Below are 24,547 nucleotides of genomic sequence, written 5' to 3' on the forward strand. Positions count from 1 at the left end.
GGGTTGATGAGCGAAGCACTCAAAGAACTCGGCACCCAGCTGGAGTTGAAGCGAACTGATTGTGTTCTGTCCTGGGACGTAACCCATGGTGAGTTGACTGTAGATGTGGCGCTGTCGAACGTTGTGGAGTTCATTGAATTCCTGAAGTCTGACCGCAGCTGCCAGTTTTCCACGCTCGTCGATATCACCGGCGTCGACTACCCGGAACGGGCCAAGCGTTTTGACGTGGTTTATCACTTCCTGTCGATGTATCAGAACCAGCGCATCCGCCTGCGGGTCTCGATCCGCGAAGAGGACATGGTGCCCTCAATCGTGGACGTACATCCATCGGCCAACTGGTTTGAGCGCGAAGTGTTCGACATGTTCGGCATCTTGTTCTCAGGCCACCCGGATCTGCGGCGCATCCTGACCGACTATGGATTCCGTGGCTATCCGCTGCGCAAGGATTTCCCAACCACAGGATACACCGAAGTTCGATATGACGAGGCCCAAAAGCGGGTTGTGTATGAGCCGGTGTCGCTAGTCCAGGAATACCGTCAGTTCGATTTCATGTCCCCGTGGGAGGGCGCGAATTACATACTGCCGGGTGATGAAAAGCAGGAGGCTGAATAATGGGTGGCATTTGGTGGCTGATCCTGTCTGCGCTGACCATCATCCCGATGGTGAAGATATTGCCGTTTTTCGGGATCAATAAATTCTGGTGCCTTCTTTGTCTGGTTCCATTCGGCACGATCGCGTTGCTGTGGTGGGTCGGGCTGAAACTACAAGAGTTGGAGCGCCGATAAGATGCTGATGCTGCTGGGGGAACTGATCGCTTTGGGTGCGCTGGGGGTCTTGCTGGCAGGGGCTGCGGCCAAGGCTGTCGAAGCGGAAAAGGTCCGGGTTCGGGCTGATGCGAAAAAGAAACGGGGGCGTTGATGGACGGCTCAAGATACGATGACGGCAGCACTGACGCGCTGAGCGGAGAACAGAAGATCCGCAATTTCAACATCAACTTCGGCCCGCAACACCCTGCGGCGCACGGGGTTTTGCGTCTTGTGCTCGAGCTGGACGGCGAGATCGTTGAACGCTGTGACCCGCATATCGGCCTGCTTCACCGTGGCACCGAAAAGCTGATGGAAAGCCGAACGTATCTGCAAAACCTGCCGTATTTCGACCGTCTGGATTATGTGGCGCCAATGAACCAGGAGCACGCCTGGTGTCTGGCCATCGAAAAGCTGACCGGCGTCGAGGTGCCGCGTCGCGGCTCGTTGATCCGGGTTTTGTATTCCGAGATCGGGCGTATTCTGAACCACCTCCTGAACGTGACGACACAGGCGATGGACGTTGGCGCGTTGACTCCGCCGCTGTGGGGCTTTGAAGAGCGTGAAAAGCTGATGGTGTTCTACGAGCGTGCCTGCGGTGCCCGCCTGCACGCGGCCTATTTCCGACCCGGCGGTGTCCATCAGGACCTGCCGCCGGAACTGCTGGACGATATCGAGACGTGGAGCCACGAGTTCCCCTCTGTTCTGAATGATATCGATGGTCTGTTGACCGAAAACCGCATCTTCAAGCAGCGCAATGCCGATATTGGTGTCGTGACCGAGGATGACATCCAGAAATACGGCTTCTCGGGCGTGATGGTGCGTGGATCGGGTCTGGCATGGGACCTGCGACGCGCGCAGCCCTATGAATGCTATGACGAGTTCGAGTTTCAGATCCCCGTCGGCAAAAACGGTGACTGCTATGACCGTTACCTGGTCCGAATGGAAGAGATGCGTCAATCGCTGTCGATCATCCAGCAGGCCATTGTCAAAATCCGTGACTGCCCCGGTGACGTCCTGGCACGCGGCAAGATCACTCCGCCGAAACGTTCGGACATGAAAACCTCGATGGAAAGCCTGATCCACCACTTCAAGCTTTACACCGAAGGTTTCCACGTCCCTGCAGGTGAGGTTTATGCCGCCGTCGAAGCCCCAAAGGGTGAGTTCGGAGTCTATCTGGTTGCAGACGGCACCAACAAACCCTACCGCGCCAAGCTGCGCGCGCCAGGCTTCTTGCACCTGCAAGCCATGGACCATATTGCCGGGGGGCACCAACTAGCCGACGTCGCCGCGATCATCGGCACCATGGATGTCGTGTTCGGAGAGATTGACCGGTGAGACGCCTTGTTTTGATCCTGGCGCTTGCAGCCGCCACACCGTTGCAGGCCGCCTCGACCCATTCGACGGCAAAAGTGCTTGAAGTGATGCGCGAAAACGGCTGCCGGCTGGATGTATCGCGCGCCGAGGAAGCCTTTTCTGCCCATGACTTGCGACCAGAAGATGTCAGCGCTGTGATAAACTCCTGGGCTGAACAGGGGTTGGCCGGGCTGGACGGTTCTGTATTCGAGATCGCGCCTGCGATTTGCGGTGCGCACGGGCTGGCTTCCGAGGATGCGGCGGGCCGTGCCGATGCGCTTTATGATTTTGTACGTCTGAACGGGTGCCGCATGGTCGAAGAAGAGGCCCAGATCAAATTGCGCCCCGCTGGTTTCACACAGGCCGAAACGTCTGACCTGATTGCCCGCCTTGTCGATCAAGGTCGCGCGCATCAGGAAGACCCCTATATTATCGTTATCGGAGATGCCTGCTAATGCTGCGCCGTCTGCACCCCGAACAACCTGAAAGCTTTGCCTTCACCGCAGCCAACCAGCAGTGGGCCACAGCACAGATCACTAAATACCCCGATGGCCGTCAGGCCAGCGCGGTCATTCCGCTTTTGTGGCGCGCGCAGGAACAAGAGGGTTGGCTTAGCCGTCCGGCGATTGAATCCGTTGCCGACATGCTGGGCATGGCCTACATCCGGGTGCTCGAGGTTGCGTCGTTCTACTTCATGTTTCAGTTGCAACCGGTTGGATCTGTCGCGCATATTCAGGTCTGCGGAACGACCTCCTGCTTGATCTGCGGGTCCGAAGACCTGATCGCGGTCTGCCAGGAAAAGATCGCCGCCAAACCGCATGAGCTTTCAGTTGATGGTAAATTGAGTTGGGAAGAGGTGGAATGCCTTGGGTCCTGCACCAATGCGCCGATGGCGCAGATCGGCAAGGACTATTACGAAGATCTGACCGCTGACAGTTTTGGCAAGATCATTGACGATCTGGCCGCAGGCAAGGTGCCGACACCGGGTCCGCAGAATGGCAGATACGCGGCAGAACCGCTGAGCGGTCTGACCAGCCTCACGGACTACGATGCCGGAAAACCGCAGTACAATGCCAGTGTTGAACTGGCCGAAGAACTTGGTGATACGGTCAAGCGCATCGACGGGACCGAGGTTCCGATCCTGACGCCATGGCTGGGCAAAGACGGCAAGGCTGCGGCGACCAAGGCCGCTCCAAAGCCACCAAAGGCGCCGGCACCCGCCAAACCCGCCGTGAAGCAGGCGGAAGAGGCAAAGAAGGCGCTGATCAAAGAGGATCAGCCCGAAACTTTGACCGCCGCGCGGGAGGGGAAAGCGGATGACCTCAAGATGCTGAAAGGTGTTGGCCCCAAGCTTGAACAGACGCTGAACGAACTTGGCTTTTTCCACTTTGACCAGATCGCAGCATGGACGCCGGAACAGGTGGCCTGGGTAGATGCGCGGCTAAAATTCAAGGGCCGGATCGAGCGGGACGGTTGGATCGGACAAGCAGCCCTACTGGCGACAGGCGAAGAAACCGAATTTGCAAAACGTGCCAAAGAAGACGGCACCTACCAAGACTGAATAGGACGGTGCCCGTTCGGGGCATCAAGGTGAGATGGACAAAGAAAAAGAACAGGCCATGGCCCGCAAGGGCCGACATATCGGGGTGGTCATCGCGGTGACCATGCTGTTGTGGCTTGCCATAACGTTGTTCATCGGCCCGGCACTGGGATTGCCCGGGCGCTATGCGCTTTTGTTTGATTTCGCCGCTCTTGCGGGGTTCATCTATGCGGGCGTGAACATTTTTCAACTCTGGCGCATGCGTCAGGACAGCTGAAGGTAAGACATGATGCTGAAGGATCAGGACAGGATCTTTACCAATATCTACGGGATGCATGAGCGTACGCTGAAAGGCGCGCAGACCCGCGGGCATTGGGACGGCACAGCTGGCCTGATTGGGAACGGGCGTGACTGGATCATCCAGACGATGAAGGACTCAGGCCTGCGCGGTCGCGGCGGTGCGGGGTTTCCCACCGGTCTGAAATGGTCGTTCATGCCCAAGGAAAGCGACGGTCGTCCGGCCTATCTGGTGGTGAACGCGGACGAATCCGAGCCCGGTACCTGCAAGGACCGTGAGATCATGCGCCACGATCCGCATACGTTGATCGAAGGTTGTTTGATCGCGTCTTTCGCGATGAATGCGCATACCTGCTACATCTATCTTCGCGGTGAATACATCCGCGAGCGGGAGGCGCTGCAGGCCGCAATTGATGAGGCATATGATGCGGGATTGCTGGGCAAGAACGCTGCTGGGTCGGGTTGGGATTTCGACCTGTTTCTGCATCACGGGGCCGGGGCGTATATATGCGGTGAGGAAACAGCCCTGATCGAAAGCCTTGAGGGCAAGAAGGGCATGCCGCGTATGAAACCTCCGTTCCCGGCGGGGGCGGGCCTCTATGGCTGTCCGACCACCGTGAACAATGTGGAGTCTATCGCCGTTGTGCCGACCATCTTACGGCGTGGTGCCGACTGGTTTGCCGGTTTTGGCCGCCAAAACAACGCGGGCACCAAACTGTTTGCAATATCGGGCCACGTAAACAATCCCTGCGTAGTAGAAGAGGCGATGTCGATCCCGTTTGAGCAACTGATCGAAACGCATTGCGGCGGCATTCGCGGTGGATGGGACAACCTGCTGGCGGTGATCCCCGGTGGTTCTTCAGTGCCTTGTGTGCGCGGTGAAGACATGCGCGACGCCATCATGGATTTCGACCACCTGCGCAATGATCTGGGCTCGGGCCTTGGGACGGCGGCGGTGATCGTGATGGACAAATCCACGGACATCATCAAAGCGATCTGGCGGCTGTCGAAGTTCTACAAACATGAAAGCTGTGGTCAGTGTACTCCTTGCCGCGAAGGCACCGGCTGGATGATGCGCGTGATGGACCGTCTGGTGCGGGGTGAGGCCGAACTGGAAGAGATCGACATGTTGTTTGACGTGACCAAGCAGGTCGAAGGCCACACAATCTGTGCTTTGGGCGATGCGGCAGCCTGGCCGATCCAGGGCCTGATCCGCAACTTCCGCGAAGAGATTGAAGACCGTATCAAGGCCCAGAAATCGGGCCGTATGGGCGCGATGGCGGCGGAGTGATCAAGTTGCGGGATATCGGATCAAACCCAAACCAAGTTGAGATCAGGGAGTTGAACTAATGGAAACTTTTGCTGAGTATTCACATGCAATCGCATCCCTCGTGGTCTTTACGTTGATCATTCTGGCGCTTGCGCCTTTTTCAGCGCTGGCCAAACAGAGCAAGGGCTTGGCTCCCGGGGCGACGCCTGAACAGGACTATTCCGACAAGGCGTATCGTCTGAACCGGGCGTATCTGAACGGGACCGAGACGTTGCCGGCCTATGTCGCTGTCACGGTCGCGGCCATGTTGCTTGGGGTCAGCCCGTTTTGGGTGAACCTATTGGCATCGGTCGCTCTGATTGCGCGCATCGTCATGCTGGTTATTCACATGCGTGGTATTGGACAACCGCACAGCGGCGTTCGGTCCGTATCCTACGTTGTCGGATGGGCCTGCATGGTTGTGATGGGCTTCATGGCATTGGTGGCGGCGTTCTAATGGAAAAGAAAGGTACTTATCCGTTGACTGGATCAAAATTCAGGATGGGACGTGTGGTGCTGACCGCCGCCTTGGGTGCTGCAGTTTTTGTCTCGGCCTGCGGCACGTCGTCCAGTGACCGAATCCTCTTTGATGGCAAAGCCTTCCGGGCCAAAGCGAAAGCCGTCGACAAGAAGAACGCGCCCACGGATTTCACTGTTGTGGTGAACGGCGTGTCCGCGTCTTTGGATGGCGCGCGCGAAGCGGGAAGGCATGAAGGAACCAAATTCTGTATCGACGCCTTTGGGACTTCAAAAATCAACTGGAAAGTCGGACCCGACACCGAGCCGCAAAACCTGCGCATTACCGACAATAAATTGACCTTTGCAGGAACCTGCCAGCGACCATGATGCGGTTTTTTGCATATCAGCCCATGACGCAGGACGTGTTATTGAATAGCACTCCGGCACCGGATCGTTTTGGCCTGTCCAAAACAAAAGGATTTGTCATGTCTGGTGTGAAACTGCTTATTGCGTTGTCTGTTCTGACGTTCCCTGTCGCGGTCGAGGCCAAACCGCCCTTGCGCGAAGTCAAAGAGATTGACGACGAACTCTATTACATCGCTATCGCAAACGAGATTTCGGATTACTGCCCGTCGATCAGCGGGCGCAGGTTGAAGGCGATTGGCGTGATGTGGGGGCTCAAGTCCAAAGCGAACAGTCTGGGGTATTCGGACGGCGAAATCCGCGCTTACGTGGAATCGGATGCCGAAAAGGACCGGATGCGTGCCAAAGGCGAGACGTATCTGGCCGCGAACGGTGTGTCTTATGACAATCCCAAATCTTTCTGCACGCTGGGGCAGTCAGAGATTGAAAGAAACAGCGCCATTGGCGTGTATTTGAGGGCGAACTAGACCATGTCTGACCTCCGCAAAGTGAATATCGACGGGCAGGAAATCGAAGTCGATGGTGCGATGACGCTGATCCAGGCCTGTGAACAGGCCGGGGTCGAGGTGCCGCGCTTTTGCTATCACGAGCGTCTGTCGATTGCCGGGAATTGCCGGATGTGTCTGGTCGAAGTTGTCGGCGGCCCGCCCAAACCTGCAGCGTCGTGTGCGATGCAGGTACGCGATCTACGCCCAGGGCCGGAAGGACAGGCGCCCGAGGTCAAGACGAACTCGCCCATGGTCAAGAAAGCCCGTGAAGGGGTGATGGAGTTCCTGCTAATCAACCACCCGCTGGACTGCCCGATCTGCGATCAGGGTGGCGAGTGCGATCTGCAGGATCAGGCGATGGCGTATGGTGTGTCGGGCTCGCGCTTCAAGGAAGCCAAGCGCGCCGTAGACGATCTGGATCTGGGGCCGCTGGTCGGAACCGCGATGACCCGCTGCATCAGCTGCACCCGTTGCGTGCGCTTTACGACCGAGGTCGCCGGGATCACACAGATGGGTCAGACCGGGCGCGGGGAAGATGCCGAGATCACCTCGTACCTGAACCAGACGCTGGATTCGAACTTGCAGGGAAACATAATTGACCTGTGCCCAGTTGGAGCTCTGACCTCGAAGCCTTATGCGTTCACAGCGCGCCCGTGGGAACTGACCAAGACCGAGAGCATCGATGTCATGGACGCCGTGGGTTCGAACATCCGGGTCGATACCAAAGGGCGCGAAGTGATGCGTTTTCTGCCGCGCAACCATGACGGCGTGAACGAGGAATGGATCAGCGACAAGACCCGGTTTGTCTGGGATGGCCTGCGTCGCCAGCGTTTGGATAAGCCTTACGTACGTGAAAACGGCAAGCTGCGACCGGCTTCGTGGCCCGAGGCGTTGACCAAGGCGGCCGAGGCGCTGAAAGGGGCTAAAAAGCCGGCCGGACTTATCGGTGATCTGGCTCCGGTCGAGGCTGCTTTTGCGCTGAAGCAGGTGATCGAAGGGCAGGGCGGTGTTGTTGAATGCCGGACTGATGGGGCCAAACTGCCTGCAGGCAATCGCGGGGCCTATGCCGGGACGGCAACGATCGAGGATATCGATGCGGCAGAACGTATTCTACTGATCGGAACGAACCCACGCGACGAAGCTCCGGTTCTGAACGCGCGTATCCGCAAGGCCTGGGCACATGGCGCCGAGGTGGCTTTGGTCGGGCCTGCAGCCGATCTGACTTACGCGTATCACCATATGGGAGAAGACCGCGCAGCATTGCAGAAGGTCCTCGACATGGGCGGCGATGATGAGATCAAGGGCAAAGCCTCGCTGGTCATCGTCGGGCAGGGTGCTTTGCTTGAGGCGGATGGTGCAGCTGTCCTGGCCGCAGCGCAAGCCATTGCGGCCAATACCGAAAGTGGACTGCTTGTTCTGCATACCGCGGCCTCTCGCGTGGGTGCGATGGATGTGGATGCCACCAACGAAAATGGCATGGATGCCGTAAGTGCGGCTGACGTGATCTACAACCTCGGCGCGGATGAGATCGAAATCGGCGAAGGGGCCTTTGTGATCTATCAGGGCAGCCACGGTGATCGCGGCGCGCATCGTGCCGACGTGATCCTGCCGGGTGCCGCATACACCGAGGAAAACGGGCTGTTCGTGAATACCGAAGGCCGACCACAACTGGCGATGCGGGCTGGATTTGCCCCCGGTGAGGCCAAGGAAAACTGGGCCATCCTGCGGGCTTTGTCAGCGGAATTGGGCGCAACACTGCCCTTCGACTCACTTGCGCAACTGCGTACTGCTTTGATCGAAGCCGTTCCACATCTGGCCCAGATCGACCAAGTGATTGAGAATGAGGTCCAGCCACTGGATGTCGGTCCTCTGGGTCAGGCTACGTTCCGCGCTGCGGTTAGAGACTTCTACCTGACCAACCCGATTGCACGGGCGTCGCAACTGATGGCCGAGCTGTCCGCTCAGGCGCAGGCACGGAACGCCGGGAAGATCGCGGCGGAATGAATACAGCACGTTTCATATCGCTTTCAGAAGCCAACACCGCCGCCTGCGGTGTGGGGATCAGGGAATTGCGCATGAAACGCAATGAAAAAGGTAGCGCGAAGGCTGTAGATGCTATTTACACCTACGCGCCGACCAAACCGCAATATGCGCAGGCACTTGGCCTGAACATCACGCGCGGAAAACGGAATACCCACGGTGTGAGGACCAATGGCTGATTTCTTTAACACCCCAGGCGGAATAGCCATCACCATTCTGGCGCAAGTGATTGCCGTTGTTGCCTTTGTGATGATCTCGCTGTTGTTCCTTGTCTACGGCGACCGCAAGATATGGGCGGCTGTTCAGATGCGCCGCGGCCCTAACGTGGTTGGTGTCTATGGCCTGCTGCAATCTGTGGCCGACGCTCTGAAATACGTGGTCAAGGAGGTGGTCATTCCCGCCGGGGCCGACCGCACAGTGTTCATACTTGCTCCGCTGACCTCATTCGTATTGGCGATGATCGCCTGGGCTGTGATCCCGTTCAACGATGGTTGGGTGCTGTCGGATATCAACGTCGCCATCCTGTACGTCTTCGCCGTATCCTCGTTGGAAGTTTATGGCGTAATTATGGGTGGTTGGGCATCGAACTCAAAGTACCCGTTCCTCGGATCACTGCGCTCTGCCGCGCAGATGATTTCTTATGAAGTCTCCATCGGTTTGATCATTATCGGCGTAATCATCTCGACCGGTTCGATGAATTTCGGCCACATTGTCGAGGCGCAGGACGGTCGGTTCGGTTTCTTCAGCTGGTACTGGCTGCCGCATTTCCCGATGGTCTTTCTGTTCTTCATCTCGGCGTTGGCCGAAACCAACCGGCCACCTTTCGACCTGCCCGAAGCGGAATCGGAACTGGTCGCCGGTTACCAGGTCGAGTACTCGGCGACACCCTTCCTTCTGTTCATGGCGGGTGAATACATCGCTATCTTCCTGATGTGTGCGCTGACCACGCTGCTGTTCTTCGGCGGCTGGCTGTCCCCGATCCCAGGTCTACCGGACGGCGTGCTGTGGATGGTAGCCAAAATGGCGTTCTTCTTCTTCCTCTTCGCGATGGTCAAGGCGATCACGCCCCGCTACCGCTATGACCAGCTGATGCGGTTGGGCTGGAAAGTCTTCCTGCCGTTCTCGCTAGCCTGGGTGGTCTTTGTGGCCTTCGCGGCGAGGTTCGACTGGTTCTGGGGCGCGTTTGCCCGTTGGAGCGTAGGGGGATGAGGATAAGTCTTCTAAATCTGTTGGTGGCTTGCACGGTGGCTGCTGGAAGCGGTCCTGTCGCGGCTGATAAAGCTGAGCCATTGGAGCTGCGGAACATGCTTGATTTGGCACGCGGGTTCTGTGGATCCGAAATTGACGCCGTATCCGCTATCGACGATAAGGTTCTAGGCATTCTCGCAAATAACACAGGTGGGTTGGACCCGAGGGTTGATGTGGACCAGCATTCTGCCTTCGATAAGTTTGCCATTGGTGCCCTTGTTAACGCGATCCAGGTTGGCGACATGGCGGTTTATCGGAGCCACCTAGCCAATGGTGATCCGATTTCAGAGGGGATGCACAACAAATCTATCGCTTTGTTGGGTCTGGTTGATTGCCTTTGGATCACACAGGAAGACCGTGCTCACTTGGAAGAGTTCGTCAATTGGGGAATCGAAAACGGTGAGTTTCCGAGCGATATGAAGGTGGATCAGTTGCTGAGCGCGACAGATATGTCGGAATGCACGCGTATGAGAGAGTTTGACCGTCGCACATTAGCGCTCGATCCTGATACGCCAGATATCGTGGATCAGATGTCGGCGATTGCAGAAGACACAATTGGACGCTGCGAGAAGGATTCCTAAGCCATGACCCAAATCGATTACACTCGTGCCGCCAAATACTTCCTTCTGCAAGACTTCTGGGTCGGCATGAAACTGGGACTGAAGTATTTCTTCGCCCCCAAAGCCACCATCAACTACCCGCACGAAAAAGGCCCTCTCTCCCCACGCTTTCGTGGTGAGCATGCCCTGAGACGTTACCCGAACGGCGAGGAACGCTGCATCGCGTGTAAACTCTGCGAGGCGGTCTGCCCTGCGCAAGCAATCACTATCGACGCTGAACCGCGCGAAGACGGTAGCCGCCGCACCACGCGTTATGACATCGACATGACCAAGTGCATCTATTGCGGTTTTTGCCAAGAGGCCTGTCCGGTCGATGCCATCGTCGAAGGTCCGAACTTCGAATTTGCCACGGAAACCCGCGAAGAGCTGTTCTATGACAAGGAAAAGCTGCTCGATAACGGCGAACGCTGGGAAGCCGAGATCGCCCGCAATCTGGAAATGGACGCGCCGTACCGATGACTGACACGCCCCAAAATCCGTTCGACCTGATGATGAAACAGGCGCAGGACATGGCCAAGGCGATGAACCCGGCGATGGAGAATTTCTCGCCCAAAGGGTTCGAGGCGCTGTGGCCGACAATGCCCAAAGAGGTCATGGAAATGATGTTTGGCAACACCGTCAACAAGGACGGTCTGGATGCCAAGACCCGCCTGCTGCTGACGCTGGCCGGGCTGACCTGTCAGGGCGCGCAGGCCGATGCAGCCGTGCGTCAGACCGTGCGCCACGCGCTAGAAGCAGGCGCCAGGAAACAAGAGATCGTGGAAGCCATCGGTCAGATGTCGGTCTTTGCCGGCATTCCGGCCATGACCCGCGCGCTGGAACTGGCGCAAGAGGTTCTGGGCGATAATGAGGATACGGATCAATGACCGTCTTTGCCTTCTATCTGTTTGCCATCAGTGCCATCACCGGCGGGCTGTTCACAGTGATCAGCCGCCAGCCGGTGCACTCGGTGCTGTGGCTGATCCTGTCGTTCCTGTCCGCGGCGGGGCTGTTCGTGCTGCTGGGGGCCGAGTTTGTGGCGATGCTGCTGATCATCGTCTACGTCGGTGCGGTCGCAGTGCTGTTCCTCTTCGTGGTGATGATGTTGGACGTGGACTTTGCCGAGCTCAAGGCTGAGATGGCGCGTTACATGCCGCTGGCTCTGCTGATCGGTCTGGTCATCCTGATGCAGTTCGTCATGGCCTTTGGGGCATGGGACAGCGCGCAGGGTGCAGCTGCCAATCTGGCGCAACCGATCCCCGTGGACCGCCACAACACCGAGGCGCTGGGTGTCATCCTTTACGATCAATACTTCCTTCTGTTCCAACTGGCGGGCCTGATCCTGCTGGTGGCCATGATCGGGGCCATCGTTCTGACTCTGCGCCACCGCAAGGACATCAAGCGTCAGGACATCGTCGGCCAGATGATGCGCGACCCGGCCAAGGCGATGGAGTTGAAGGACGTGAAACCGGGGCAGGGGTTGTGATCAGAAGATCTTTAATATCTGGGTTTGCGTTGATGCTTTGGACCGGAAGCGCAATAGCTGAGTGCGGACTTCCAAACTGGTTTAGAGACGCGTTAGGCCGCGCTCCTATGACAACCGGCGATCAATGCCGGTTCGAAAATGCGGGCAATTGGAGATGGACTACGGAAGGCGGGCCAGTTACCGCGTTTGGGGGTTCACTCGTTGCCCAAAAGCTTACCACCTTCGGGTGTGGCAAAGATGAGGAAATTCGGGTCTCTGATTGTGAGACAGGGGAATTAGTTACTTTTTTTGGAACGACTTGTGGTGGCCCGATTCTGGCAATCCCTTTCAGCACCGTCGAGTGTTTTGATGGTACGGATGGCCTACTGCAAATGTCTCAGTTTTCGACTTTGTCACAATTGGCTGAATCTGCTGAACGAAATGGAGTTCAATTCAGATCTGAGACTATTTCTGAGCAGTTCGAGGATTTCCCCATTAATCGCAGACCAAAAGCAAATTGCGGCTGCAAACTCTACTACCCCGACTCGCCAGGAGCGAAGCTATGATCGGACTTGAACACTATCTTACGGTCGCGGCGACGCTGTTCGTCATCGGCATCTTCGGTCTCTTCCTGAACCGCAAGAACGTCATCATCCTGCTGATGAGCATCGAACTGATGCTGCTGGCGGTGAATATCAACCTCGTGGCGTTTTCCAGTTTCCTCGGCGATCTGGTCGGGCAGGTGTTCACGCTGTTTGTACTGACCGTGGCGGCGGCCGAGGCGGCGATCGGGCTGGCCATTTTGGTTTGCTTCTTCCGCAACCGTGGCACCATCGCGGTTGAAGACGTCAATATGATGAAGGGGTAAGAGAATATGGAAACCACCATCCTCTTTGCCCCGCTGGTGGGCGCGCTGCTCTGCGGGTTCGGCTGGAAGTTCATTGGCGAGAAAGCCGCCATGTGGACCGCCACTGGCCTGCTGTTCCTGGCCTGTCTGCTGTCCTGGATCGTGTTCTTCTCGTTCGACGGTGTGACCCAGCAGATCGAGATCATGCGCTGGATCGAAAGCGGTTCGCTGTCGACAAGCTGGGCCGTTCGACTGGATCGTCTGACCGCGATCATGCTGATCGTGGTGACGACCGTCTCGGCGCTCGTGCACCTCTATTCCTTCGGCTACATGGATCACGATCCACAGTGGCGCGAGGGCGAGAGCTATAAGCCGCGTTTCTTTGCCTATCTGTCCTTTTTCACCTTCGCCATGCTGATGCTGGTGACAGCGGACAATCTTGTACAGATGTTCTTTGGCTGGGAAGGCGTGGGGGTCGCGTCCTACCTGTTGATCGGGTTTTATTATCGCAAGCCTTCGGCTAACGCGGCGGCGATCAAGGCCTTTGTTGTAAACCGGGTCGGGGATTTTGGCTTTGCACTGGGTATTTTTGCGCTGTTCTTCCTGACGGACAGCATCAACTTCTCGGATATTTTTGCCTCGGCCCCTGCGCTGGCCGAAGAGAAGTTGCACTTCCTGTGGGGTGAGTGGACCGCAATCGAGGTGATCTGCGTCCTGCTGTTTATCGGCGCGATGGGCAAATCGGCGCAGCTGATCCTGCACACCTGGTTGCCGGACGCGATGGAAGGCCCGACACCTGTGTCGGCGCTGATCCACGCTGCAACCATGGTGACGGCGGGTGTGTTCCTGATCTGCCGAATGTCGCCATTGATGGAATTTGCGCCGGGTGCCACCGGGTTCATCACCTTCCTTGGGGCCTCGACCGCGTTTTTCGCCGCGACCGTTGGCCTGGTTCAGACCGACATCAAGCGCGTCATTGCCTACTCGACCTGTTCTCAGTTGGGCTACATGTTCGTGGCCGCGGGTGTTGGCATGTATTCGGCAGCGATGTTCCACTTGCTGACGCACGCCTTCTTCAAGGCGCTGTTGTTCCTTGGCGCAGGTTCGGTGATCCACGCGATGCATCACGAGCAGGAAATGACCGAATACGGCGGCCTGCGGAAGAAGATCCCCTATACATTCTGGGCGATGATGATCGGCACCCTTGCGATTACAGGCGTCGGCATCCCGCTGACCCAAATTGGGTTCGCCGGGTTCCTGTCCAAGGATGCCATCATCGAAAGCGCTTTTGCCGGCGGCACCGGATATGCCTTCTGGATGCTGGTGATCGCGGCGGCGTTCACGTCATTCTATAGCTGGCGTCTGATTTTCCTGACCTTTTATGGCGAAGAGCGTGGCGACAAGCATACGCATGAGCACGCGCATGAAAGTCCGATGACCATGCTGGTGCCGCTGGGTGTTCTGTCCTTGGGCGCGGTGTTTGCCGGGATGATCTGGTATGGCAACTTCTTTGGTCACACAGACAAGGTCGGCAAGTTCTACGGTATACCGGTGGCTGAGGCGTCCGAGCATGCCGAGACCGGTGATCACGGTACAACCGATACAACCCATGGTGACGATACGCATGCGGATGAAAGCCATGGTGATGACGCCGGACACGAAGAAAAAGCGGCTCACGGCGACGAGCACCATTACGTCTTCGCGGGTGAGCCGGGCGAGGGCGCGATTTACATCGCGCCGGATAACCATGTTCTGGACGATGCGCATGCTGCCCCCAAGTGGGTCAAGGTTTCGCCCTTTGTCGCCATGGCTTTGGGCTTTATCGTGGCCTATTGGTTCTACATCGTGAACACGTCGCTACCGGCGCGTTTGGCGCAGAACCAACGTCCTCTGTACCTGTTCCTTCTGAACAAGTGGTACTTTGACGAAATCTACGATGCGGTCTTCGTCAAACCCACCGTCGCCCTTGGCCGATTCCTGTGGAAACGGGGTGACGGCAACACCATTGACGGTTTCCTCAACGGCGTGGCCATGGGTGTTGTACCCTTCTTTACCCGCCTCGCTGGCAAGGCGCAGACGGGCTACATCTTTACTTACGCCTTCTGGATGGTTCTGGGTATCGCTGCCCTTGTCACTTGGATTTCGATCGGCGGAGGCGCACACTAATGGATAATATCCTCTCCATCGTCACCTTCATCCCCGCTGTGGCAGCAGGCATTCTGGCCCTGTTCCTGCATGGCGAGGACGCGGCCGCACAGCGCAATGCCAAATGGGTCGCACTGGTGGCAACCACGGTGACGTTCCTGGTCTCGATCGGCATCTATACGGGGTTTGATCCGTCCAACACCGGCTTCCAGATGGTGGAAGAAGGCGAATGGCTGCTGGGTCTGAAATACAAGATGGGCGTGGACGGTATCAGCGTTCTGTTTGTCTTGTTGACCACCTTCATCATGCCCCTGACCATTCTGGCCAGCTGGCACGTCACGGACCGCGTCAAGGAATACATGATCGCCTTCCTGCTTCTGGAGACGCTGATGCTGGGCGTGTTCATGGCGCTGGATCTGGTCCTGTTCTATCTTTTCTTCGAGGCAGGTCTGATCCCGATGTTCCTGATCATCGGCATCTGGGGCGGCAAAGAACGCATCTACGCCAGCTTCAAGTTCTTCCTCTATACCTTCCTTGGATCAGTGCTGATGCTGGTGGCAATGGTCGCGATGTATGCGGACGCGGGCACTACCGATATCGAAGCACTGATGAGCCATCACTTCTCGTCCGAAGGGTTCAGCGTGCTGGGCATCTATGTTGTCGGCGGTATGCAGACACTGATGTTCCTGGCGTTCTTTGCATCCTTCGCGGTGAAGATGCCAATGTGGCCGGTACACACCTGGCTGCCGGATGCGCACGTTCAGGCGCCGACCGCCGGGTCGGTCGTTCTTGCGGCGATCCTGTTGAAGATGGGCGGCTATGGCTTCTTGCGGTTCAGCCTGCCGATGTTCCCGGTGGGTTCGGCAGTAATGACCGATCTGGTGTTGTGGATGTCAGCGATTGCCGTTGTCTACACCTCGCTGGTGGCGCTGGTGCAGGAAGATATGAAAAAGCTAATCGCGTATTCTTCGGTCGCGCATATGGGCTTTGTGACCATGGGCATCTTTGCTGCGAACCAGCAAGGCATTGACGGTGCGATCTTCCAGATGCTCAGCCACGGGTTCATCTCAGCCGCGCTCTTCCTGTGTGTTGGCGTGATCTATGACCGTATGCATACTCGTGACATCGAGGCTTATGGTGGTTTGGTCATTCGCATGCCAGCCTATGCATTGGTCTTCATGTTGTTCACCATGGCCAATGTAGGTCTGCCGGGCACCAGTGGATTCATCGGAGAATTCCTGACACTGATGGGAACCTTCCAGGTCAACACATGGGTGACGGCTTTGGCGGCTTCTGGCGTGATCTTCTCGGCAGCTTATGCGCTATGGCTGTATCGCCGAGTGGTCTTTGGCGATCTGATCAAGGAAAGCCTCAAGGCGATGACGGATATGAGCTCGCGCGAGCGGCTGATCTTTGCGCCGCTGATCGTGATGACCATTTTGCTGGGCGTCTACCCGTCGCTGGTGACCGATGTAATCGGCAACTCGACCGCTGCGCTGATTTCGAATTATGACATGGCTCTGGCCGCGGCTGAGGCCGCGACCCAGTCAGCCGCATCGCATTAAGGGGGCTTTGGAGACATGATCCAGGCTGATCTGACGATAATCCTGCCAGAGATTGTTCTGGCCGTATATGCGATGGCGGCGCTGTTGGCGGCTGTCTACACGACGAAAGACGGGCTGGCACCTTTGCTGGTCTGGACAACCGCTGGGTTGATGGCGTTGCTGGCGATTTGGATCGCGACCAACGGCGATGGCACCAATGTCGCGTTCAACGGCATGTTTGTAGATGACGGGTTTGCAAGGTTCTCGAAAGTGGCGATCCTGCTGTCCGCGGCGGCCATTCTGGTGATGAGCCAGGAATACATGGCGCGTCGCGATCTGCTGCGGTTCGAATTCCCTCTGTTGGTTGCGCTGGCCGCTGTTGGTATGATGATGATGGTCAGCGCGGGCGATCTAATGTCGCTCTACATGGGTTTGGAGCTGCAGTCGCTGTCGCTCTACGTCGTCGCCGCGCTGCGCCGGGATAGTGCCAAATCGACCGAGGCCGGTTTGAAGTACTTCGTGCTTGGTGCGCTGAGCTCGGGCTTGCTGCTGTACGGTGCCTCGCTGGTTTATGGGTTTACAGGCACCACGCTGTTCTCGGGTATCATCCAAACGGTTCAGGATGGTGAGATTTCGGTTGGCCTGCTGTTTGGTCTGGTGTTCCTGATCTCGGGACTGGCGTTCAAAGTGTCCGCCGTGCCATTCCACATGTGGACGCCGGATGTGTACGAAGGCTCGCCCACGCCTATCACCGCTTTCTTTGCCACAGCGCCGAAAGTGGCTGCCATGGCCCTGTTCGCACGCGTGATGCACGACGCTTTTGGAGGCGTGATCAAGGACTGGCAACAGGTGATTGTCCTGCTTTCTGTTCTGTCGATGCTGCTTGGTGCGGTTGCAGCGATTGGCCAGCGTGACATCAAGCGGCTGATGGCGTTCTCGTCTATTGCCCATATGGGCTATGCGCTGATCGGACTGGCTGCGGGGACCGAGTTGGGCATCAAGGCTATGCTGATGTATCTAGCCATCTATGTGACGATGAATATCGGCACTTTCGCTTTCATCCTGATGATGGAGAGAGACGGCAAACCGGTCACGGACATCGACGCACTACGCCAATATTCCAAACGCGAACCGGGCAAAGCGCTGGCGGTGCTGATCCTGATGTTCAGCCTGGCGGGCGTCCCACCAATGCTGGGCTTTTTCGCCAAATTCGGTGTCTGGCAGGCCGGCGTAAGCGCGGGCCTGACCGGGCTGGTGATCGCCTCAGCCATCGCCTCGGTCATCGGCGCGTTTTATTATCTGCGGATCGTGTTCTACATGTATTTCGGAGCTGAAAACGACGACCCGATCGAAACGCATTCTTCGCCGGTTCTGTGGGTTGCTCTAATGGGCTCGGCTGCGTTGATGCTGGTGGGTGTGTTCTATCAGTTCGGTATTGAAGGCGCGGCGGCAGCTGCGGCGGCCACTCTTGTCAATTGATCAGCGTAACACAGCAAACTTGGGGGCTCGGTCAGCGGACCGGGCCTTTTTGACATGACAGACTGGCCACAGGGATACGGCCTGCACGTGCTGCAAGAGGTCGACAGCACATTGAACGAGGCCACCCGCATGGCTCCGACCACGACCGGTCCGGTTTGGATCATGGCGCATCACCAGACGGCGGCGCGTGGGCGACGGGGTCGGGCGTGGGCCAATCCCAAGGGAAATCTGGCCGCGACCCTTTTGATGCGGCCACAGGGAAATCCGGAACAGGCCGCACTGCGCAGCTTTGTGGCTGCGCTGGCGCTGTTTGACGCCTGCGTTGCAGTGACCGGACGGGCGACGGGTTTGTCCCTAAAATGGCCCAACGATGTATTGCTGAACGGCGGCAAACTGGCTGGTATCCTGCTGGAAAGCACAGGGCAGGGGCACGGCGTCTCGCACTTGTCCATCGGCATCGGCGTGAACCTGTCAGAGGCACCCGGAGCAGATCAGGTAGAACCCGGCGCCGTCCGACCGGTTTCCCTATTATCGGAGGCCGGAGCCAACGTAACGCCCGAGGATTTCCTGACAGAACTTGCTGTCGCCTATGCCAGATACGAGAACCAATTCGTGACTTACGGGTTTGAACCGATTCGGACCGCGTGGTTGGCCCGGGCCGCCAAGTTGGGTGAGGTCATCACCGCCCGTACCGCAGCGTCGGAAACGGTTGGAACCTTTGAAACGGTGGACGCAAGGGGCAACCTTGTCCTAAACACCGCCAAAGGCCGCGTCAGTATTCCGGCGGCGGATGTGTTTTTCTGAAGGAGGCTCAGATGCTTCTGGCTATCGACTGCGGTAACACGAATACTGTGTTCTCGATCTGGGACGGTGAAAGGTTTCTTTGCACCCTGCGCACATCGACCCACCATGCGCGCACGGCGGATGCCTATTTCACGTGGTATTCGACGCTGGTGAAACACTATGGGATCGAGGCTGAAATTACTGATGTGATCATCGCCTCGACCGTGCCTCGGGTTGTGTTCAACCTGCGGGTCTTTGCTGATCGGTTCTTTGGATGTCGGCCGCTTGTCGTGGGCAAGCCCGATTGTCTGTTGCCGATGAATCCGCGTGTAGACGAGGGCACAGTGCCCGGTCCGGATCGTCTGGCCAACGCGGTGGCTGCGTTTGACCGGCATGGCGGCAACGTGGTTGTTGTGGATTTTGGCACGGCGACGAACTTTGATGTGGTTGCGGCGGATGGGGCCTATGTCGGCGGGATCATTGCGCCGGGCGTGAACCTTAGCCTCGAGGCGTTGCACCAGGGCGCGGCTGCCCTGCCGCATATTGATATCACCCGCCCTGAAAATGTGATTGGCACGAATACGGTTGGCTGTATCCAATCCGGCGTGTATTGGGGCTATTCCGGATTGATCGAGGGGCTGATTTCCCGGATCAAGGCGGAATACGGAATGCCGATGAAAGTCGTTGGAACCGGTGGGCTCGCGCCGCTGTTCGATCAGGCGGACGTGGGGTTTGACGCAATCGAAGATGATCTGACGATGCACGGGCTTACCGTGATTCATCGCTATAACAAGGACAATGGCTCGACATGAGCAGCGAAAGATTGATCTACCTACCGCTGGGTGGTGCCGGCGAAATTGGCATGAATGCCTATGTCTACGGCTATGGCAAACCCGGACAGGAACGGCTGATCCTTGTGGATCTGGGCGTGACATTTCCCGACATGGACACCACCCCAGGCGTTGACCTGATTCATGCCGACATCTCGTGGCTGCGCGAACGTGCCGACAGGCTGGAGGCCGTGTTCGTCACCCACGCACACGAGGACCACGTGGGCGCTGTGGCGCATTGCTATGAGGCGCTGGGTGCGCCTGTCTACGCACGGGCCTTCACCGCCAACATCGCGCGCCGCAAGATGGAAGAGCACGGACACCCCGAGGATGCCGTACATACTGCATCGGCCTGGCCCGAACAGATTTCCGTTGGTCCGTTCAAGGTAGGTTTCCTGCCGGTCTCGCATTCGATCCCCGAAAGCGCTGCCCTGGTGATCGACACGCCCGAGGGGCGGATCGTCCATACCGGCGACTTCAAGCTGGATGAAAATCCGATCGTTGGTGAACCTTTTGACCCCAATCTCTGGGCTGAGGTTGCCAAGTCTGGCGTCAAAGCGCTGGTGTGTGACAGCACGAACGTGTTTTCCCCCCATGCGGGCCGCTCGGAGTCCGAGGTCGGTCCCGAGATCACCAGGCTGGTTGAAGAAGCTAGCGGTATGGTTGTCGCCACCACATTTGCGTCGAATGTCGCACGGGTTAAGACGCTGGCCGAGGCGGGTGAACGGGCGGGGCGCTCGGTCGTTCTGCTGGGTCGCGCGATGCGCCGGATGATCGAAGCCGCGACCGAAACGGGCATTCTGACCAGCTTTCCACGCGTCGTCAGCGCCGAAGAGGCTGTGGAGATGCCGCGCCAGAACCTGATGCTGATCGTCACCGGCAGCCAGGGAGAACGCCGCGCGGCCAGCGCGCAGCTTGCGCGGGGCAAATACCGCGGTTTGGAACTGAAAGAGGGCGATCTGTTTCTCTTCTCGTCCAAAACCATCCCAGGCAACGAGCGCGGCGTGATTTTCATCATGAACCAGCTCAGTGAAAAGGGCGTGGATGTGGTCGATGACAGTGCGGGCCTGTACCATGTGTCCGGTCACGCCAACCGTCCGGATCTTGAGAAAGTACACGGGCTGGTCGATCCGCAGATGATTATTCCGATGCACGGTGAACATCGTCACCTGCGCGAGCATGCCAAACTGGCGGAAGCTGGTGGGCGTACTGGTATTCTGGCCGTAAACGGAACCATGCTGGATCTGACAGGGAATGCGCCGCGAGTTGTCGACTATGTCGAAACCGGTCGGACCTACCTGGACGGCACGGTCAAAGTTGGCGCCCTGGATGGGGTGGTGCGTGACCGGATTCGCATGGCGCTGAACGGGCACGTCACTGTCACGGTCATTCTGGACGAAGAGGACGAACCACTGGGCGAGCCGTGGTGCGATACGATGGGTCTGTCCGAGATTGGATCGTCCCGGGCTGCATTGGTTGAAGTTCTAGAAGAAGACCTGAATCAGTTCCTGATGCGGGCCGATGCCAAGACCCTGCGCGATGATGACAAACTGGAAGAGGCAATACGCCGGATCGTTCGCCAAACAGCAAAGACCGAGATTGGGAAAAAGCCCGAAGTCACCACGGTAATCAGCCGCATGAAATAACGTGTCTGAGGGCCACCGGCCCTCAGTCTGCTTCTGGCATGGGATAACCGCGAAGCTTGAGGAAAAGGCTTTCCTCCTCACTGTTCAGAAAGAACGGAACAGTTTCAGGGGGCGTTGGGTCTGTCACCCGAGCAGCGATTTCGGCCAGCACGACTTCTGTAATGAACGGCAGGTCGAATTCGCGCGCCCGATCCAGCGGCACCCATTGCAGATGTGACAGCTCGTCCGAGGCGTGGCTGAAATCATCCAGATCGCCCTGTATTGCGGCGGCGTCTACCAGGAAAAAGCGTGCATCGAACCGGCGGGGTCGCCCAGGCGGGGTGACGGCACGAAAAACGAACTGAAGTGCTTGTGCCGATGGGCGGTATCCCATCTGCGCAAATGTCGCCCAATCTTCGGTCCGCGGGCCCGCCCAATCACCTGGTTGGCCCAAAATCAGTCCGGTTTCTTCCCAAAGCTCTCGGATCGCCGCCGCCGCCAAGGCATTTTGCAGCCCGGCTTGTGACCGCTCCGCAAGGCGATCACAGCACACAGCGGGCAGATCTGTTGACAGTGCAACATCTGCATCAGATGTATCGACAGCGCCGCCTGGGAAGACAAACTTGTTGGGCATGAACGCGGCTTTTGCGCCGCGTTGCCCCATCAGGATGGATGGATTGGTCAGACGATCCCGTAGGACAATGACTGTCGCCGCGTCGCGTATGGCTGTTTTGTCCACCGTCATCCGTCGCTCAACTTGTGGTCCAAGATCACGCGGACTGGCCAAAGCCGTGCATGCGACGAGCCCATTGATAGGCGACAACGGCCCCTTTCAATCGTGGCAGCAGGAATAGTGACAGGGCAGTACAGCCAAATGCTAAAACCAAGAACATCGTCAGGGGCTCAGGGCGCCAATGGACATAAGATAAGTGAAGCGCCGGTGCCAGCAGGTGACCCACCAGAAGAATGGTCAGATAGGCCGGCCCGTCATCGGCGCGATGGTGAAACAGCTCTTGTCCGCAATTCGAACATTCGTTGTTAACCTTGAGGTAGCTGTGCAGCAGTTTGCCTTCGCCGCAATTTGGGCAACGGCAACGGAACCCTTTGACCAGTGCTGGCTTTGTCGGGCGGTCTTCTACATCGTGGGTTTCGATCGTCTGATCTGTCATGTTGATACTCGCGCGTTCCAATGATGAGGATATAACGCTTGTTTGTGGCTTCGGGAAAGGGGGTGCGTCGCTTTGCATCGCCATGACGTTTTTAAAAAAGTTTCACTTCCTGCGACGGAATGGGATGCCTGCCCCGTTTGAACCTATGTAAGCAGCGGCAATGGCGCCGCGAAAACAAGGGAAAAACGTTATGAAAAGCGCCAAATTCATTCCGGCAATCATTGTGTCAGCACTGGCAATCACTGGCACATCCGTTTTCGCCGCAGGCGGTAAAGATCGCGAACCTGTGACCTTTCAACAGCTCGATGCGAACGGTGACGGGCAGGTGACTAAGGAAGAAATGCAGGCTCATCGGAATCAGCGTTTCACCAATGCCGACACCGACGGCGACGGCCAGCTGAGCGTCGAAGAGATGCAGGCAGCAGGTCAAAAGAAGGCCAACGACCGTGTTACGAAGATGTTTGAACGCAACGATGCCAACAAGGACGGGTTTCTGAGCGAGGACGAGTTGCCCAAGCCGCGCCGTGCTGACAAGATGTTTGACCGGATCGACGCGAACGAGGACGGCGCTATCTCGGAAGAGGAATTTGCCGATGCAAAAGACAGAATGGGGAAGCGCCACAAGAAACATGGGAAAGCGGACTCTGACGACAGCTGACGCGGGATGGAGGACCTGACCTCTGCTCCACAATACGTTCGCGGCGTGGATTACGCCGCGGACGAGTTGGGCGACGATGTGTTGCTCAGGCAGTTTGCCAATGGCGATGCCGCGGCGGCGCGCGTTCTCACCGATCGGCTTGCGCCGCGCAGCTTATCAGTGGCCCTTCGGTTTCTGGGCAACCGCGCCGAGGCTGAAGATGTGACACAAGATGCGATGATGCGCCTGTGGCAGATGGCACCTGATTGGGTACCTGGTCAGGCTAAAGTATCGACGTGGCTTTATCGCGTGACGCTGAATCTGTGTGTTGATCTGCGCCGCAAAAAGACGCCGGACCGGCTGGCGGATGTGCCAGAGCCAGCAGATGAAAAGGCCAGTGCAGCCGACCGTCTACAGGACGCAGCCCGAAAGGATGCACTGCAAATGGCACTATCACAACTGCCCGAACGTCAGCGGCAAGCTGTTGTTTTGCGGCATATTGAGGAATTGCCCAACCCTGAAATCGCTGGGATCATGGGTATTTCGGTGGAAGCGGTGGAAAGCCTTACGGCACGAGGAAAACGGTCGTTAGCGGCAATTCTGGCCGGGCGACGAGATGAACTGGGGTACGACGATGACTGACGACAAAGACAATCTGGATCTGTTGTTCGCCCAAGCCCGGCAGGATCGGCATGAGTTGCCGGATGATCTGGCTGTGCGCATTCTCACCGACGCGGAATCTGTTCGGCTGGGTCGCCTGAAGCCAGATGAGCCAAAGACAAACTCGCTTTGGGCGCGCCTTCTGGCCGGGTTTGGCGGCTGGCAGGGAATGGGCGGTTTGGTTGCTGCCAGTATGGCGGGTGTCTGGATCGGCTTTTCAGCACCGGCATTTCTGCCTGATCCTGCCAATTACATTTACGCGCAGGATGTTAGTTTCGTGGTCGCTGACCTAAGTCTGGATACGAGTTTTCTGGAGGACGCCGAATGAGCGATAGTCCCAAACCCAAAAACCGCTGGATGTCGGTTCTGCTGGTCATCTCGCTGGCCTTGAACCTGTTGATCGTCGGCGTTGCCCTGGGGACCGCGCTGCGGGTCAAAGGGGGGGATCATGCAAAATCTCCGCCAGGTTTTGGTTCGGCGCTGTATCGTGCGCTGCCAAAGGAAGAGCGTAAAGCCATGCGGGGCGAGCTGTTCGACCGACACAAAAAGGGTGCACACAACCGATCCCAGGATTTTGCCCAACTCAGCACTGCTTTGCGGGCAAATCCCTTTGACGCAGTAGCGGTTCAGGCCCTGCTGGACCAACAAGCGCAGTCCATGGCGGACCTGCAGGATGCCCTGCAGCAAGAGTGGTTGGCCCGGGTTGAAGCCATGAGCGATGAAGAGCGTCTGGTCTATGCCGACCGGCTGGAGGAGGTTGTTAAACGAGGCCCGCGTGGCCACAAGAAAAAGGACTGAGGG

The 24,547-nt window shown here is 57.6% G+C and carries 31 protein-coding genes; 29 read left to right on the forward strand and 2 right to left on the reverse strand.

The genetic code is table 11. From position 1 onward, the window contains the following. Nucleotides 1–6 precede the first annotated feature (6 nt). The 25 genes from AC2FI9_RS12560 to AC2FI9_RS12680 all read left to right on the forward strand — a co-directional run bounded on the left by AC2FI9_RS12560 (nucleotide 7) and on the right by AC2FI9_RS12680 (nucleotide 21,301). The gene (locus AC2FI9_RS12560) at nucleotides 7–612 is read left to right on the forward strand and encodes an NADH-quinone oxidoreductase subunit C (protein WP_496768035.1); all 606 of its coding nucleotides are present in this window, start codon (nucleotides 7–9) and stop codon (nucleotides 610–612) included. Then, complete coding sequence (locus AC2FI9_RS12565; RefSeq protein WP_058274391.1) at nucleotides 612–785, forward strand: hypothetical protein; 174 nt, start codon at nucleotides 612–614, stop codon at nucleotides 783–785. Before AC2FI9_RS12560 ends, AC2FI9_RS12565 begins: the two co-directional genes overlap by 1 nt. Before the next feature lies 1 nt (nucleotide 786). Beyond that, the gene (locus tag AC2FI9_RS12570; RefSeq protein WP_255415356.1) at nucleotides 787–918 is read left to right on the forward strand and encodes a hypothetical protein; all 132 of its coding nucleotides are present in this window, start codon (nucleotides 787–789) and stop codon (nucleotides 916–918) included. Next, entirely contained in the window at nucleotides 918–2,141 is a 1,224-nt protein-coding gene (locus tag AC2FI9_RS12575; RefSeq protein WP_496768037.1) for an NADH-quinone oxidoreductase subunit D, read from the forward strand. The genes AC2FI9_RS12570 and AC2FI9_RS12575 overlap by 1 nt, the downstream gene beginning before the upstream one ends. Next, nucleotides 2,138–2,614, forward strand: coding sequence for a hypothetical protein (locus AC2FI9_RS12580; protein WP_496768039.1), 477 nt, complete (start codon nucleotides 2,138–2,140; stop codon nucleotides 2,612–2,614). Before AC2FI9_RS12575 ends, AC2FI9_RS12580 begins: the two co-directional genes overlap by 4 nt. Further along, on the forward strand, nucleotides 2,614–3,720 hold the full coding sequence (nuoE, locus tag AC2FI9_RS12585; RefSeq protein ID WP_496768041.1) for an NADH-quinone oxidoreductase subunit NuoE: 1,107 nt from the start codon (nucleotides 2,614–2,616) through the stop codon (nucleotides 3,718–3,720). Before AC2FI9_RS12580 ends, nuoE begins: the two co-directional genes overlap by 1 nt. Before the next feature lie 34 nt (nucleotides 3,721–3,754). After that, nucleotides 3,755–3,976 carry a DUF5337 domain-containing protein gene (locus AC2FI9_RS12590; protein WP_496719578.1) on the forward strand — a complete coding sequence of 74 codons (222 nt, stop codon included), beginning with the start codon at nucleotides 3,755–3,757 and terminating at the stop codon, nucleotides 3,974–3,976. 12 nt (nucleotides 3,977–3,988) lie between these two features. Then, nucleotides 3,989–5,287 (forward strand): NADH-quinone oxidoreductase subunit NuoF, encoded by a 1,299-nt coding sequence (gene nuoF, locus AC2FI9_RS12595; protein ID WP_058274474.1) that lies wholly within the window; start codon nucleotides 3,989–3,991, stop codon nucleotides 5,285–5,287. A 58-nt stretch (nucleotides 5,288–5,345) separates the two neighbouring features. After that, complete coding sequence (locus tag AC2FI9_RS12600) at nucleotides 5,346–5,762, forward strand: MAPEG family protein (protein WP_496768045.1); 417 nt, start codon at nucleotides 5,346–5,348, stop codon at nucleotides 5,760–5,762. Between the two features lie 23 nt (nucleotides 5,763–5,785). Further along, nucleotides 5,786–6,151, forward strand: a complete 366-nt coding sequence (locus AC2FI9_RS12605; RefSeq protein WP_496768047.1) for a hypothetical protein — start codon at nucleotides 5,786–5,788, stop codon at nucleotides 6,149–6,151. Beyond that, nucleotides 6,151–6,654 carry a DUF5333 domain-containing protein gene (locus tag AC2FI9_RS12610; RefSeq protein ID WP_496768049.1) on the forward strand — a complete coding sequence of 168 codons (504 nt, stop codon included), beginning with the start codon at nucleotides 6,151–6,153 and terminating at the stop codon, nucleotides 6,652–6,654. The genes AC2FI9_RS12605 and AC2FI9_RS12610 overlap by 1 nt, the downstream gene beginning before the upstream one ends. A 3-nt stretch (nucleotides 6,655–6,657) precedes the next feature. Further along, the gene (gene nuoG / locus AC2FI9_RS12615) at nucleotides 6,658–8,679 is read left to right on the forward strand and encodes an NADH-quinone oxidoreductase subunit NuoG (protein ID WP_496768051.1); all 2,022 of its coding nucleotides are present in this window, start codon (nucleotides 6,658–6,660) and stop codon (nucleotides 8,677–8,679) included. Between the two features lie 71 nt (nucleotides 8,680–8,750). Then, on the forward strand, nucleotides 8,751–8,894 hold the full coding sequence (locus AC2FI9_RS12620; protein WP_496768052.1) for a hypothetical protein: 144 nt from the start codon (nucleotides 8,751–8,753) through the stop codon (nucleotides 8,892–8,894). Further along, on the forward strand, nucleotides 8,887–9,924 hold the full coding sequence (gene nuoH / locus AC2FI9_RS12625) for an NADH-quinone oxidoreductase subunit NuoH (protein WP_496768054.1): 1,038 nt from the start codon (nucleotides 8,887–8,889) through the stop codon (nucleotides 9,922–9,924). Before AC2FI9_RS12620 ends, nuoH begins: the two co-directional genes overlap by 8 nt. Beyond that, on the forward strand, nucleotides 9,921–10,544 hold the full coding sequence (locus AC2FI9_RS12630; protein ID WP_496768056.1) for a hypothetical protein: 624 nt from the start codon (nucleotides 9,921–9,923) through the stop codon (nucleotides 10,542–10,544). Before nuoH ends, AC2FI9_RS12630 begins: the two co-directional genes overlap by 4 nt. Before the next feature lie 3 nt (nucleotides 10,545–10,547). Then, entirely contained in the window at nucleotides 10,548–11,042 is a 495-nt protein-coding gene (gene nuoI / locus AC2FI9_RS12635; RefSeq protein ID WP_170558477.1) for an NADH-quinone oxidoreductase subunit NuoI, read from the forward strand. Further along, nucleotides 11,039–11,449: a carboxymuconolactone decarboxylase family protein gene (locus AC2FI9_RS12640; RefSeq protein ID WP_058274403.1), complete on the forward strand. Its 411-nt coding sequence runs from the start codon at nucleotides 11,039–11,041 to the stop codon at nucleotides 11,447–11,449. The genes nuoI and AC2FI9_RS12640 overlap by 4 nt, the downstream gene beginning before the upstream one ends. Further along, entirely contained in the window at nucleotides 11,446–12,048 is a 603-nt protein-coding gene (locus tag AC2FI9_RS12645; RefSeq protein WP_058279636.1) for an NADH-quinone oxidoreductase subunit J, read from the forward strand. Before AC2FI9_RS12640 ends, AC2FI9_RS12645 begins: the two co-directional genes overlap by 4 nt. Nucleotides 12,049–12,589: 541 nt before the next feature. Continuing rightward, on the forward strand, nucleotides 12,590–12,895 hold the full coding sequence (gene nuoK, locus AC2FI9_RS12650; protein ID WP_005984024.1) for an NADH-quinone oxidoreductase subunit NuoK: 306 nt from the start codon (nucleotides 12,590–12,592) through the stop codon (nucleotides 12,893–12,895). Nucleotides 12,896–12,901: 6 nt separating this feature from the next. Beyond that, the gene (nuoL, locus tag AC2FI9_RS12655; protein ID WP_496768059.1) at nucleotides 12,902–15,040 is read left to right on the forward strand and encodes an NADH-quinone oxidoreductase subunit L; all 2,139 of its coding nucleotides are present in this window, start codon (nucleotides 12,902–12,904) and stop codon (nucleotides 15,038–15,040) included. Next, the gene (locus AC2FI9_RS12660) at nucleotides 15,040–16,584 is read left to right on the forward strand and encodes an NADH-quinone oxidoreductase subunit M (protein ID WP_496768061.1); all 1,545 of its coding nucleotides are present in this window, start codon (nucleotides 15,040–15,042) and stop codon (nucleotides 16,582–16,584) included. The genes nuoL and AC2FI9_RS12660 overlap by 1 nt, the downstream gene beginning before the upstream one ends. Nucleotides 16,585–16,599: 15 nt before the next feature. Beyond that, nucleotides 16,600–18,042: an NADH-quinone oxidoreductase subunit NuoN gene (gene nuoN, locus AC2FI9_RS12665; RefSeq protein WP_058279639.1), complete on the forward strand. Its 1,443-nt coding sequence runs from the start codon at nucleotides 16,600–16,602 to the stop codon at nucleotides 18,040–18,042. 54 nt (nucleotides 18,043–18,096) lie between these two features. Beyond that, nucleotides 18,097–18,846 carry a biotin--[acetyl-CoA-carboxylase] ligase gene (locus tag AC2FI9_RS12670; protein ID WP_496768063.1) on the forward strand — a complete coding sequence of 250 codons (750 nt, stop codon included), beginning with the start codon at nucleotides 18,097–18,099 and terminating at the stop codon, nucleotides 18,844–18,846. A gap of 11 nt (nucleotides 18,847–18,857) precedes the next feature. Continuing rightward, nucleotides 18,858–19,637, forward strand: a complete 780-nt coding sequence (locus tag AC2FI9_RS12675; protein ID WP_058274409.1) for a type III pantothenate kinase — start codon at nucleotides 18,858–18,860, stop codon at nucleotides 19,635–19,637. Beyond that, complete coding sequence (locus tag AC2FI9_RS12680) at nucleotides 19,634–21,301, forward strand: ribonuclease J (protein WP_496768065.1); 1,668 nt, start codon at nucleotides 19,634–19,636, stop codon at nucleotides 21,299–21,301. Before AC2FI9_RS12675 ends, AC2FI9_RS12680 begins: the two co-directional genes overlap by 4 nt. Nucleotides 21,302–21,323: 22 nt before the next feature. Here the strand turns inward: AC2FI9_RS12680 and AC2FI9_RS12685 are convergent, their stop codons facing one another. Together AC2FI9_RS12685 and AC2FI9_RS12690 are read right to left on the reverse strand one after the other, a co-directional pair. Next, nucleotides 21,324–22,025: an NUDIX hydrolase gene (locus AC2FI9_RS12685; RefSeq protein WP_496768067.1), complete on the reverse strand. Its 702-nt coding sequence runs from the start codon at nucleotides 22,023–22,025 to the stop codon at nucleotides 21,324–21,326. Nucleotides 22,026–22,050: 25 nt separating this feature from the next. Further along, the gene (locus tag AC2FI9_RS12690; protein ID WP_113788484.1) at nucleotides 22,051–22,449 is read right to left on the reverse strand and encodes a DUF983 domain-containing protein; all 399 of its coding nucleotides are present in this window, start codon (nucleotides 22,447–22,449) and stop codon (nucleotides 22,051–22,053) included. A gap of 190 nt (nucleotides 22,450–22,639) precedes the next feature. Between AC2FI9_RS12690 and AC2FI9_RS12695 the strand changes: the two genes are divergently transcribed. From AC2FI9_RS12695 to AC2FI9_RS12710, 4 genes are read left to right on the forward strand one after another with little or no spacing between them, the layout of a single operon-like run. Then, nucleotides 22,640–23,107 (forward strand): EF-hand domain-containing protein, encoded by a 468-nt coding sequence (locus AC2FI9_RS12695; RefSeq protein ID WP_058279674.1) that lies wholly within the window; start codon nucleotides 22,640–22,642, stop codon nucleotides 23,105–23,107. Nucleotides 23,108–23,113: 6 nt separating this feature from the next. Continuing rightward, nucleotides 23,114–23,728, forward strand: a complete 615-nt coding sequence (locus AC2FI9_RS12700) for an RNA polymerase sigma factor (protein ID WP_496768069.1) — start codon at nucleotides 23,114–23,116, stop codon at nucleotides 23,726–23,728. Then, entirely contained in the window at nucleotides 23,721–24,074 is a 354-nt protein-coding gene (locus AC2FI9_RS12705; RefSeq protein ID WP_109310457.1) for a hypothetical protein, read from the forward strand. The genes AC2FI9_RS12700 and AC2FI9_RS12705 overlap by 8 nt, the downstream gene beginning before the upstream one ends. Beyond that, nucleotides 24,071–24,544: a periplasmic heavy metal sensor gene (locus AC2FI9_RS12710; protein ID WP_496768071.1), complete on the forward strand. Its 474-nt coding sequence runs from the start codon at nucleotides 24,071–24,073 to the stop codon at nucleotides 24,542–24,544. Before AC2FI9_RS12705 ends, AC2FI9_RS12710 begins: the two co-directional genes overlap by 4 nt. Nucleotides 24,545–24,547: the final 3 nt, after the last annotated feature.

It is taken from the genome of Ruegeria sp. CDSA246, assembly GCF_059611225.1.